We start from the raw sequence: 12571 nt of genomic DNA, 5'->3' as shown, positions 1-12571 counted from the left end.
AGCCCGATCCAGCCCATGACATCGAAACGGCTTAGAAGCGCACCTCGGCGGTCAGGAAGGCTTGGCGCGGCGCGCCCGACTGCACGGTGTAATTCAGGCCGCGCGGATCGGAAGCGACGAAACCGTTGGTGCCGAGGCTGCCGAAGTACTGCTTGTCGAAGGCATTGGTCAGGTTCAACTGCAGCTTGAACGCATCGGCCCAGGACAGCTCCTTCCACTCGTACGAGGCCGAGGCGTCGACCACCCAGAAGCCCGAGACCGAGGAATCGTTGAGGTAGGTCAGATAACGCTTGTCGGTGTACTTGGCGCCGAGCTGCAGCGACAGGCCGTCGCGTTCCCAGCGCACTTCGGTGGCGTACAGGCGCTTCGGCGCATCGACCACCTGCTTGCCCTTGGTGCGGACCAGGGTGGTGCCGTCGAGATAATCCGACTCGTACTGCGAATCGTTGAAGGCCAGCGAGTGGTACCAGCTGAAGCCGGCGAACGGCTTCCATACCACGGTCACTTCGGCACCGCGGCTCTCGACGTCGCCGACGTTGGCGAAGCTCGACGCGCAGCCGACGATGCCGGCGCAACGCGCGATGGCGAGCAGACGGTTCTCGAAGTTGACCCGATACACCGCCACCGAAGCCTCGATCTGCTCGCGGCTGGTGCGCAGGCCCGCTTCCAGGGTCTTGGAGCTTTCCGGTTCCAGCGAAGCGACGGCGGCATTGAACGCGGCCTGCGAGGTCGAATGCGGGCCGTTGACGCCGGTGCGGAAGGCCGACAGGTTCTCGCTGTAGGAGCCGAAGATCTCCTCGTGATCGCTCAACTGCCAGCGCGCACCGAGCTGCGGCAGGAAGTTGTCTTCCGAAACCAGCTTGCCGCTGGCGCGGCTGGCGCCGCCGATCAGGGTCTTGCCGTCGGTCTCCACGCGCAGGCCCTTGAAGCCGGCATCGATCGCCAGGCGGCCGCCGATGAACTCCATGTGGTCGAGCACGTAGTACTGACGCGTGTCGGTATCGAAGCGCTGGCGGAACACGCGCGCGCTCGGATTGCGGTAGAAGAAGATCTCGTTCGGCGGCTCGTTGCGCTGCAGGTCGTAGAAGTTGCGCTGCACGCCGTGGGCGTTCTTCTCCAGCCACAAGCCGGCCTGCAGGCGGTGGTCGCCGATCTGCCAGGTCAGACTCGGCATGATGCCGGTGCGTTCGATGTCGTACTCGGTGGTGCGCATGCGCAGCGGCACGGTCGGCGAGACCGAGTACGGCGTCGCCCAATGCCCCTGGCCCTTGTTGTTGTGGTAGTACGCGGTCGCCGCCAGCACCAGGTCGTCGCTGACGTTCCAGTCGGCGCTGAGGTAGGCCAGGTCGTCGTCGCGCACGCCGCGGGCGATGTAATACGCGTCGTCGAGGCTGGTGACGCCGCCGCTGAACTTGCCGTTGGCGGCGTCGATCGCGCGCTGCCAGTCGTTGGCGTAGTTGTCCCAATCCATGCCGAGGCGGCGCGCGGATTCGAGCGAAAGATCGGCGTAGTCGGTCTCGCGGCGACGCGAGGTCGCGGCGAAGCCGGTCACTTTGACGTCGTCGTTGGCGTAGACGAACTTGCCGTTGAATTGGCCGTTGCGCTGCGGGCCGTCGCCCTTCCACTTGTCGGTGGTGTGGAACACGCCGCTGAGGTAAGCGCTGAAGCCGTTATGGTCGCCAGTGTCGATGCGCGCATAGGTGCGGCTGGTGGCGTCGCTGCCGACGGTCTGGGCCAGGCGCAGGCCGTACTCGGCCATCGGGTCGGCGCTGAAGAAGCGCAAGGTGCCGCCGAGGTTGCCCGAGGACGCCGTGTCGATCGCGCCGCTGCCCTGCGAGAGTTCCGCACCGGACAGGTTTTCGGCGGCGATCGCGCGGCTGATGTGCAGGCCGTTGTGGTTGCCGTAGCTCATGTCGCCGAGCGGCACGCCGTCGAGGGTGAACCCGAGCTGCTGCTGCGAGAAGCCGCGGATGCTGAGCTTGCTCGACCACTCGTAGTTGCCCCAGGGATCGGAGCTCTGGAAGTGCACGCCCGGCAGCTTGGCCATGACCTTGAGCGGGCTGGTGCCGGCGGCCACGCGTTGCAGATCCTGCTTGCCCAGCGACTGCACCTGGCGGGTCTGGCCGGTGCCGACCACGGAGACCGCATCGAGGGTGGTGGCGTCGTCGACCGCGCCCGCGCCGACCGCGGCGGTGGCCGGATCGACAGCGGCGGTAGTCGCGGTTTCTGCGGCGAGGCTGTTGCCGGCGTACAGGCAGAACAGAATCGAGGCGGCGAGGAGCGTCGTCTTCGTCGTCATTTCAGGGGAACTTCCAAATCAGAGTGGCCGCCGCGCGTAATGCGCAGTCCGCTCTTGGGCGGCGTCAGAGCGAAGCCCGGAAGTCTGTCGACTCGGTGTGAACGGGATATTGCAGAACGGCGTCAGTTGATGGATTCGGCGCTCATGCTGTGCGCCGATTGCTCTCGAAGAGGTGCCGGCAACCAAGCTTTCTTCGCAGCGGAACCGTCATCGTGCCGACACGGCGACGACGCAAAGGCGCGGCGACTCGGTAACGAATCGCCGCACCCCCGTCGCCTCAGAACCCCGACCCGCCGGGCTTGGCCGGCGCTTGCAGCCTGTAATCCTTCGGCGGCTTCGCGCCCATCAGGTGTTCGACGAAGTAGTCCCACATGCGCCGGGTGTAATACGCGTCGTTGCGGAACAATTCGTGGTTCTGGTTGGGCAGGTACAGCAGGTCGAAGTCCTTGTTGGCCTTGATCAGGGCCGAGGTCAGTTGGATGGTCACCGCCGGCAAGGCGTTCTCGTCGAGGTCGCCATAGACCAGCATCAGCTTGCCCCGCAGGTTCGCCGCCAGTACGGCATTGTCGTTGGCGAGGTAATTGGCCGGCACCGCATCGGGCGACGGCCGCAGCACGCCGCTGGCGCCGTAGTCCGGCGCGCCGCCGAGTATCCGCTCCAGGCCGTTGATGCCGCCGCCGTACATGCCCTGTTGGTTGTGGTTGCCGGCCGAGGACACCGCCACCTTGTAAAAATCCGGGCGCCGCAGGATCGCGCGCGCCGAGGCATGTCCGCCGGCGGAGTGGCCGTAGACGCCGACCCGGTCGAGGTCGAGGCCGGGGTAGCGAGCCGCGAGTTCGCGGATGGCGGCGACGTGGTCGTCGACCTGGACGTCGGCGAAGCCGCCGTGATAGCTGGCGTCGTGAAAGGCCTGCGAACGTCCCGGCGTGCCGCGCGCGTCGATGGTGATCACCACGAATCCCAACGCGGCCAGACTCGATCGCGAGATCGGGTTGATCGCCGCGGCCGCTTCGACGAAACCGACCGAGGCATTGGTGACCTGCGGGCCGCCGTAGAAGGCATCGACGATCGGGTACTGCCCAGGCTTCGCGCGCTCTTTCGAATACCCCGGCGGCAAGAACACCGTCGCGTACAGATCGGTGCGGCCGTCGGCCGCCTTCAGCCTGATCCGCTGTGGCGCCTGCCAGCCGGCTTCGAGCACGGCCGAGGCGTCGGCACGTTCGAGTTCCAGCAGTACTTCGCCATCTCGCGTCGAGCGCAGCAGCGTGCGCGGCGGCGCGTCTAGGGTGGAGTAATTGTCGATCACCGCCTCGCCGGTCGGCGACAGCAAGTCGAGCGCCTTACCGCCGAGGATCACGCTGACGCCGCTGTCGAGGTCGTGGTCGGCAGCTTCCGGGGTCAGCAAGCGCGGCTCGCCGCCGTCCAGTCCTACGCGGTACAAACGGCGTTGGTAGGGGTCGCCCGGTTCGCGGCCGCCGGCGGTGAAATACAACTGCCGCTTGCCTTCGTCGACGCCGATGATGTCGCGCACCAGCCAATCGCCCGCGGTCAGGCGCCGGATCATGCGGCCGTCGCGCAGGTCGTACAGGTACAAATGGCCCCAACCGTCGCGCTCGGAAAACCACACGACTTCGTTGCTCGCGGCGAGCACGCGCACCGCCGGGCGGCTGTAGATGAAATCGTTGAGCTGCACGCGCGTGTCCGAGCGTTCCTCGATCACATCGCGCAAGCTGCCGTCGTCCAGATCGATCTCGACCAGGCGCATCCGCGCGGGATGGTCGTAGCGCGCGATCACCGCGTAGGCGCGGCGATTGTCCGGCGACCAACCCAATACGTCGGCCTCGATCGCGCCGTTCCAGCCCTGCGGCAAACGAATGCTGCGCGTCGCTCCGCTCTCCACGTCGACGCTGTACCACTCGTCGCGCGCCGCCTCGCGGTCGCCGAGCAGGCCGAGGCGAATGTAGTGGACCTGCGGCCGGAAACCGCGCTCCGGCGCCATCGCCACCATCGGATAGGGTTCGACCTTGCGCTCGTCGTAACGCGTGCCGAGCAGACGCTTGCCGTCCGGCGACCAGGTCACCGCGAACGGCGGCACCTTCCACAGTCCCAGTTGGGTCGGCACCGCATGCAGCGCGAAGTCGGGCAATTCGCCGTAGCCGAAGTGGGCCTCGCCGTCGCGGGTCAGGGCGCGCTCGGCGCCACTGTGCAGATCGCGCAGCCACAGATTGTGCTCGCGCACGAACACGGCGCTGCGACCGTCGGGCGATGCCAGCCAGTAACGGTCCGGCGTCGTCGCCGGCACGCTGTCGCAGCGATACGCGGCCAGATCGCAGGACAGTTCGTGCTTCCGGTCACCGGCCAGACGCGCATGCAGGGCGCCGTTTTCGAGGCGCACCGAGATCGGCGTCGGCACCGCCTCGATTTTCGCCGCCGGCAAGGCCGCGCTCATCGCCGCATGCAGACGCGCCGCATCGAACAAGGCGCCGCGGCTGCGTGCGGCCGGATCCACCAGCAGGAACTCCGCACCATGCTCGCCATCGCGGCGGTACCAAAAGCGACCGTCGGGCAACCAATGCGGTTCGACCTGGGCGTTCTTGATCCGGCCCCTCAGGTTGTAGTCGAGAACTTTCTCGGCGCGCGCGTAATCGGCGGCGCTGAGCTTCGCCGGCTGCGCGCCGGCCGTTGCCATCGCCGCGAGGCCGAACACCAACGCCATGGCCATCGCCACGCCTATCCCTTGCTTGCTCATGCCATCCCTCCCATGGATCGGAAGGCCGACGATGGCACGGCGCCCCGGCCGCGACTTTACGCGGCGTGGCGTCACGGACGAACGGTAGGCGCGCCCGTGGCGTAGCGCGAACGCGGTCTCATTCGGGAAGACCCGGCCTGTGCGGCGACGGAGCGATGCCTTGGCGCCTGCGGCGCTGCCCTCGCCCTAGCCTTCCCGTCAGTGCCAAGCGGAGATGGGTTCCTGCAGAGTTCGACGGCCGACGGCGGCTCAGCGCGCGGCGAAGGCTTCCAGCATGCGCAGTTCTTCGTCGTCGAAGCCGGCGGCGCTGCGCGCATCGAAATTGAACGGCCCGTACAGCACGGCGCGCGCGTATTCGGCCAGCAATTCGCGGAAACGCGGCAGCGGGTCGATGCCGGCGCGTTCGCAGTACCAACGGTACCAATGCGAGCCGGCGGCGACATGGGCGACCTCTTCGCGCAGGATGGTTTCGAGGATCGCCACCGTGGCCTCGTCGCCGAGCGAGCGCAGCTTGACGATCATGCCAGGGGTCACGTCGAGCCCTCGCGCTTCCAGCACGCGCGGCACCAGGGCCATGCGCGCCAGGCCGTCGTGGGCGGTCTTCTCGGCCATTTCCCACAGGCCGTTATGGGCATCGAAATCGCCGTAGTCGTAGCCGAGTTCGCGCAGGCGCTCGCGCAGCAGGCTGAAATGCCGCGCCTCGTCGTTGGCCACGCCGACCCAGTCGGCATAGAACTGCGCGGGCAGGCCGCGGAAGCGATAGACCGCGTCCCAGCCCAGGTCGATGGCGTTGAATTCGATGTGGGCGATGGCGTGCACGAACGCGGCGCGGCCGTCGGCCGTGCCGAAGCCGCGCTTGGGCAACTCGCGCGGATGCACCAGCGCCGGCCTGGCCGGCCGGCCCGGCATGCGGATCGGCTGCGGTGGCGGCGCGTCCTCGGGCATGGCCAGCTCGCCGCGGGCGAAAGCCTGCGCGGCGGCGAAGGTCATCTCGACCTTCGCCTCAGGGGTGGCGGCGTCCAGGCAGGCGCGCGCGGCGTCGAACAGCGAAGTCACCGCGCGCACTCCGGGCTCAGGACGCTCGACGCGTCTTCTTGGCCTCGTCCGAACGCAGTTGCTGGATGCGCTCGAAATATCCGGGCTCCACGCCGGTGACGTATTCACCGTTGAAGCAGGACGAGTCGAAGTGGTCGATGCGGTGCTTCGGCCCGGACACCGCCTGCTCCAGGGCGTCGAGGTCCTGGTAGATCAGCCAGTCGCAACCGAGCAGGGTCTGCACTTCCTCGTCGGTGCGGCCGTGCGCGACCAACTCGTCGGTCGAGGGCATGTCGATGCCGTAGATGTTCGGGAACCGCACCGGCGGCGCGGCCGAGGCCAGGTAGACCTTGCGCGCGCCGGCATCGCGCGCCATCTGCACGATCTGCCGCGAGGTGGTGCCGCGCACGATCGAATCGTCGACCAGCAGCACGACCCGGTTGCGGAACTCCAGCGGAATCGGGTTGAGCTTGCGCCGCACCGACTTCGCCCGCTCGCCCTGGCCCGGCATGATGAAGGTGCGGCCGACATAGCGGTTCTTGATGAAGCCTTCGCGGTACTTCACCCCGAGCGTGTTGGCGATTTCCAGCGCCGAGTCGCGCGAGGTGTCGGGAATCGGGATGACCACGTCGATGTCGTGGTCCGGACGCAGGCGCTGGATCTTCTCGCCGAGGGTCTGGCCCATGCGCATGCGCGCCTTGTGCACCGAGACGTCGTCCATCATCGAGTCGGGACGGGCGAAATAGACGTACTCGAAGATGCACGGCGCGTGCTGGCGCGGCTCGGCGCAGATACGGCTGAACAATTCGCCGCGCGGCGTGATCACGATGCCTTCGCCCGGGCGCACGTCGCGCATGCGCTCGAAGCCGAGCAGGTCGAGGGCGACCGATTCCGACGCCACCGCGTATTCGTCCTGGCCGCCGGTGTTGCGCTTGCCGAGCACCAGCGGGCGGATGCCGTGCGGGTCGCGGAACGCGACCAGGCCCAGGCCGAGCACGGTGGCGACCACCGCGTAGCCGCCGACGCAACGGCGGTGCACGCCTTCGATCGCGGCGAACGCGGACTCGGCGGTCAGCGCGCGGTGACGGTCGAGCTCGTGGGCGAAGACGTTGAGCAACACTTCCGAGTCGGACTCGGTGTTGACGTTGCGGCGGTCCTGCTCGAACACCTCGCGCCGCAGCATGTCGGTGTTGATCAGGTTGCCGTTGTGGGCCAGCGCGATGCCGAACGGCGAGTTGACGTAGAACGGCTGGGCCTCGTCGGAGCCTTCGCTGCCGGCGGTGGGGTAACGGCAATGGCCGATGCCGACGCGGCCTTCGAGCAGGCGCATCGCCGTCTCGTTGAAGACGTCGCTGACCAGGCCGTTGCCCTTGTGCACGCGCAGGCGCGCGCCGTCGGCGGTGGCGATGCCGGCCGCATCCTGGCCGCGGTGCTGCAGCACCGTAAGTCCGTCGTAAAGCTGAGCGGCGACATCCGTGTTGCCGACGATACCGAGAATGCCGCACATAGCGCTTGATCCTGCTGAGAGTCGTTGTTGTTGCTAATGAACGCGTTTTTCGTCTTTGCTGCGGTCGGCGCCGACCTTGGCCGGGTCGCCCTTGATCTGCGTCGCCGTGGCGCCTTGCTGGCCCTTCTGCGGCAGCATGTCGCGCACCGCCTCGGGCAGCGCGTCGGGCAAACCGTTGACCAGGCCATCGGGCAAGGCCCCGGCTATGCCGCCGGACGAGCCCTCAGGCACGGCCTGCGGCAGCGAATCCAGGCCGCCGCCGCTCGGCATCATGTCCGACAGTCCACCCGGCAACCCGCCCGGCAATCCACCGGACAATTTCGGCAGCTTGTCTTCCAGATTCTTGGCCTGCGCCTGGACCGTCGCTTGCAACGAAGTGCCGCGCCCTTCCAGGTCGACCTTGCGCGCCATGCCGTCCGGCAATGCGGCGCGCATCAGTTCCGCGCCCGGCATCAGCATCGCGGCGACGATCGAACCGCGCCATGCGGGTTCGCGCGGCAAGGTCGTCATGCCCAGCACCACCAGCAAGGCGCAGGCGAAGAACACGCCGCGCACCGCGCCCAGGCCCAGGCCCATCAAACGATCCATCTCCGACAAGCCGGCCGAGTGCGCGATCCGCCGCACCACCATGCCGAACAGGCCGACGCCGATCCACACCGCCACGAAAATCAGCGCATAGCCGCCGAGGTACGACAGCCAGCCCATCTCGCCGTCGCCGAGGCTGCGCCCGACGTCGCCGCCGAACACGTAGGCGGCGATGCCGGCCAGCAGCCACGCCGCCAGCGACACCGCCACGCCGATCAGACCGCGCAGCATGCCGAGCAGCGCCGACAAGCCGACGATCAACAACAAACCCCAATCCAGTGCTGTCATAGCGTGACGCTCCCTCTCGTCGCTGGCGCACGCTCGAGCGGCGCGCCCTGCATCGGCGCGCCTTGCACCGATGTATTCAACTGCAGGTCACGCCGCGAACCGTCACGGGTGCGGCTTGACCAGTGCGTCGCCGACGCCGAGCTTGCCGGCGACCTGCGCCTTCAACTTGTCCGCGTCGGCACGATTGACCACCGGGCCCAGGCGCACGCGGTTGAGCGTGCCCTTGTCGGTCCGGACTTGTTCGACGAAGGCGCTGAAGCCGGCGGCCCGGGCGCGATCGCGCAGCTTGTTGGCTTCGTCGACGTTGCCGAACGCGCCCAACTGGACCGCGAAACCGGTGCCGGCGGCGGCCGGCTTCGGTGCCGGCTTGGCCGGTTCGGCAGGCTTCGCCGCGACCGGCTTGGTTTCGGCCGGTTTGGTTCCGGCCGGCTTGGTCGTCGCCACCGGCTTGGTTTCGGCAGGCTTGGTCGCGACGGGTTTGGTTTCAGCAGGCTTGGTCGCGGCCGGCTTGAGTGGTTCCGGCTTCGACGGCGGCAGCGCCGTCGGCTTGACCGGTGCGCTTTCGGCCAGCGGCTTCGGCGCGCTCACCGACGGCGCCGATGCGGCCGGCGCGGTGGTGGCGACGGCCGGGTCGGCGGCCTCGGCCGCGTCGGCGTTGAGCACCACGACCTTGGCGTTGACATCCTTGCGGACCTTGGTCGAACCCAGGCGCGCCGCCTCGGCGTCGGCCTGGGTAGCGAACGGCCCGATCCGGACCCGATACAAGGTGCGGCCGCCGGCGCCGGCGGCGGTTTCCTGATAACCCGGCAAGCGTGCGGCGTGCAGCGCTGCGATCACCCGGTCGGCGTCGCTGGCGCTGGCATAGCTGCCGAAGCTGACCGCGTAGTCGCCACCGGCGGTGGACGCCGGCTGCATGGTCTTGGCGCCGGCCGCGGTGTCCACGGTCGGCAAGGTGTCGCTGCCGGTCGAAGCCGGCTGGCTGATGTCGGCCGGCTCCATGCCCACCACGCCGCCTTGCGGCGCATCGCCCGGCGTCACCAGCGGCAGTTCGCGGGTCTCGGTTTCGCCCGCAGGCGCGTCCGGCAAGGTCAAGGGAACATCGGAGGCGCCGCTTTCGGGCGCGGGCCCTTTGATCAGCATGGGCAGGAAAATCACCGCCAGTGCGACCAGGACCATCGCACCGATCAATCGCTGTTTCAGGGCAGGTTCCATCGCTACTCGATCACTCGCAGGGCCGGTTACCGGCGCGAATTATACCCCCGCGGCGGCCATGGACCGGTGTGCATGCCTGGCCCGGAGCGTTGTATTCAGAATCGCCGACGGTGAAAGGCCGGTACCGCAAGGCCTCCGGCGCCGTCACGAAAGCACGGCGCGTAATGGCCCGGCTCAATTCGCCGCCAGCCAGGCCAGTGCCGCCGCCGCAGTGTGGAAGGAACCGAACACCAGGATGCGATCGCCGGCGCTGGCCTGTGCCCGCACCGCGGCCAGCGCGGCGGCGACGTCGGCATGGCGGCTGCCCTCGCCGGCCGCGGTGTCGCGCAGCCGTTCGGCGAAAGCCTCCACCGCGATCCCGCGCGGACCGCTGTCGGCCAGCCCGGCCAAATGCCAGGCGTCGACGCCTGCGTGCAAGGCCGCGACCACGCCAGCCACGTCCTTATCGCCGAGCGCCGCGAACACGGCATGGGTCCTGCCCGGGGCCGGCGCGGCCGCCAGCCAGGCCGCGAGTTCGCGCGCTGCCTGCGGGTTATGGCCGACATCGACCACGATCTCGACGCCATCGCGCACGAAACGCTGCAGGCGCCCGGGCACGTGCGCAGCCGCCACGCCCTCGGCGAACTGCTGGCGCGTGGGCGACTTGCCCAAGGCCCGCAACGCCGCCACCGCGACCGCGGCATTGCGCATCTGCGCCGGCGCGGCCAGCGCCGGCATCGGCAGCTCGACGCGGTAGCCGACCTCGCGCCAACGCCAGCGCGGCCCCTCGTCGGGCTTGTCGGCGTCCGGCGGCAGGGCCTCGAAGAAGAAATCGCAGCCCGCGCGCACCGCCGAGGCGCCGATCGCGTAGGCATGGCGCAGCACGCTCGACGGCGGGTCGTCGTCGCCGAGGATCAACGGCTTCCAGCCGCGGGCGATGCCGGCCTTCTCGAAGCCGATGCTCTCGCGGTCCGGGCCGAGGTAATCCTGGTGATCGATGTCGACGGTGGTGATCACCGCCACGTCCGGGTCGATCAGGTTGGTCGCGTCCAGGCGCCCGCCCAGCCCGACCTCGAGGATCGCCAGATCGAGCTTGGCGCGCTCGAACAGCCACAGCGCCGCCAGGGTGCCGTACTCGAAATAGGTCAGCACGACCTCGCCGCGTGCGGCTTCGATGGCCTCGAAGGCCTCGACCAGGGCGGCGTCCCCGGCATCGGCGCCGCCGATGCGGATGCGTTCGTTATAGGCCAGCAGGTGCGGCGAGGTGTAGGCGCCGACGCGCCAGCCCGCGGCGCGCGCGATCGCCTCGATGAAGGCGACCGTCGAGCCCTTGCCGTTGGTGCCGCCGACGGTGATCACCTTCCGCGCCGGGCGCTTCAGGCCCAGGCGCTGGGAGACGATGCGGATGCGCTCCAGCCCCATGTCGATGGACTTGGGGTGGATGCGTTCGATGTGGGAGAGCCAGTCGGCGAGCGAGCGTTGCATGGCGCGAATTCTCGCAGATACGCCGGCCGGGTTGATCGGCCGGCGCTGGCGGTTCGACGCCTCAGCCGCGCTGCCACGCCGGCCGCGCCGCCGGGTCGGTGGGGGCTTTCGGATCCTCCGGGGCCAGTCGCGAAGGCCCTAACGGACGCTGCGTCGGGGTCTGCTTCGGCGGCAACGGCGGCTCGGCCGACAATTGCTGCGGCAAGGGCAGGCCCGGACGCTGTCGCGGCCAGGCGCGCACGCTGCGCTCCAGCTTCGCGCAGGCCGAAGCCTTGGGCGCGCCGCACAGCACGCGGCTGACATAGAAAGATTTCTTGCCGTCGCTGACCAGGCGCTGGCGGACCAGCGATGGCGCCGCCGGATGGCTGTCTTCGATCAACAGCCACTGAAACGCGCCGCGGTCGTCGGCGATGCGCAGCGCCGGCCAGCCCAGCTTGCCGCCCGGCACCTCGCCGCCGAACACCTCGCGGCCTTCGCGTCGCGCCGTGGCGATCAGCTCAAGCACACTGCCCTCCTCCATCGGCAAGGCGTCTGGTAGGAAACCATCGAGGCTGCCGTCGCGCGCGGCGGCGACTTCGGGCACCTGGGCCAGGGGCCAGACCTGGTCCCACTTGGCCTGGGCGCGGGCCACATGCGCGGCGATCTGCTCGGGCGTCGGCGCCTGGAAGTCGACCGGCACCCGCACCCGCGACGCCACCGCGACACCGTCGCGATACTCGGGACTCAAGCGCCATTTCTTCGCCGTCTCCACCGCGGCGCGGTCCAGCGCTTCATAACCCGAATCGGTCTCGATCCAGACCTGATCGACCTGACCGCAGCGGTCGAGGTCCAACACCAGCGTCACCGTGCCGGCGGCGCCGAAGATCTCGGTCGGATACTTCGGCGGCGGCAACGACTGCCCGCCGCTGGGGCAGCCGGCCGGCATCGACGCCCCCGCGCCCGCATCGATCGATTGCGCCGCGACCGGCGCGGCGAACATCACGGCCATCATGGCCGCGATCCTGCATGCGAATTTCGACACCGCTCTTCCTTGTTTTCGCGCCGCGTCCTGCGGCGGGGTGTATTGCAACACAAGCGTCGGGGTGATGGGTCGATGCGGACATGGACGGTACCGGCGTGGTCGAAGTCGGCGATGGCCCTGTTTGCAACAGACCGCTGGCGCTTTGCCGTCGCCGTCGCTGTTGCTGTTGCTGTTGCTGTTGACGTTGACGTTGACGTTGACGTTGACGTGATTTTGATTGGCTTTGACGCTGTGCCGGTCAACAGTAGACCCGGAGGGCGGCGCACAGGACGTGCGCCGTTTTCCGATAAGACAAGGATGTCTTATCGGAAAATCCCGGCGCACGCATCGCACTCGTGGCCTGTGCCCTTGCAAGGAAAGCCCTTTTCTTTGGTTAGCTTTCTTTTGGGCTTAGCAAAAGAAAGTAACCCG

General features: G+C 68.5%; 9 protein-coding genes. 1 reads left to right on the top strand and 8 read right to left on the bottom strand.

Features of this window, described 5'->3' with window-relative positions; all coding sequences use genetic code 11:
• Positions 1-31 precede the first annotated feature (31 nt).
• The 8 genes from ACTJJK_RS16350 to ACTJJK_RS16315 form a co-directional block, all read right to left on the bottom strand.
• The gene (locus ACTJJK_RS16350) at positions 32-2299 is read right to left on the bottom strand and encodes a TonB-dependent receptor (RefSeq protein WP_440730708.1); all 2268 of its coding nucleotides are present in this window, start codon (positions 2297-2299) and stop codon (positions 32-34) included.
• A 277-nt stretch (positions 2300-2576) separates the two neighbouring features.
• Positions 2577-5048, bottom strand: coding sequence for a DPP IV N-terminal domain-containing protein (locus ACTJJK_RS16345; RefSeq protein ID WP_440730707.1), 2472 nt, complete (start codon positions 5046-5048; stop codon positions 2577-2579).
• Between the two features lie 249 nt (positions 5049-5297).
• The gene (locus ACTJJK_RS16340) at positions 5298-6113 is read right to left on the bottom strand and encodes a ferritin-like domain-containing protein (protein WP_440730706.1); all 816 of its coding nucleotides are present in this window, start codon (positions 6111-6113) and stop codon (positions 5298-5300) included.
• Between the two features lie 7 nt (positions 6114-6120).
• Positions 6121-7590 carry an amidophosphoribosyltransferase gene (gene purF, locus ACTJJK_RS16335; protein WP_031372999.1) on the bottom strand — a complete coding sequence of 490 codons (1470 nt, stop codon included), beginning with the start codon at positions 7588-7590 and terminating at the stop codon, positions 6121-6123.
• 33 nt (positions 7591-7623) lie between these two features.
• A complete protein-coding gene (locus ACTJJK_RS16330; RefSeq protein WP_223620372.1) occupies positions 7624-8463 on the bottom strand; it encodes a CvpA family protein in 840 nt (279 codons plus the stop codon).
• A 102-nt stretch (positions 8464-8565) separates the two neighbouring features.
• Complete coding sequence (locus ACTJJK_RS16325) at positions 8566-9675, bottom strand: SPOR domain-containing protein (RefSeq protein ID WP_440730705.1); 1110 nt, start codon at positions 9673-9675, stop codon at positions 8566-8568.
• Between the two features lie 174 nt (positions 9676-9849).
• Entirely contained in the window at positions 9850-11139 is a 1290-nt protein-coding gene (gene folC, locus ACTJJK_RS16320; protein WP_440730704.1) for a bifunctional tetrahydrofolate synthase/dihydrofolate synthase, read from the bottom strand.
• A 61-nt stretch (positions 11140-11200) separates the two neighbouring features.
• Positions 11201-12130 carry an energy transducer TonB gene (locus tag ACTJJK_RS16315; RefSeq protein ID WP_440730703.1) on the bottom strand — a complete coding sequence of 310 codons (930 nt, stop codon included), beginning with the start codon at positions 12128-12130 and terminating at the stop codon, positions 11201-11203.
• Positions 12131-12271: 141 nt separating this feature from the next.
• Between ACTJJK_RS16315 and ACTJJK_RS16310 the strand changes: the two genes are divergently transcribed.
• The coding region (locus ACTJJK_RS16310) for a hypothetical protein (RefSeq protein WP_440730702.1) at positions 12272-12571 on the top strand (300 nt) is incomplete at its 3' end.

This window comes from Lysobacter sp. 22409, assembly GCF_052045105.1.
Classification (GTDB): Bacteria; Pseudomonadota; Gammaproteobacteria; order Xanthomonadales; family Xanthomonadaceae; genus Lysobacter; species Lysobacter antibioticus_B.
The sequence above is the reverse complement of the archived record's forward strand: the minus strand, read 5'-3'. Positions and strand labels throughout refer to the sequence as shown.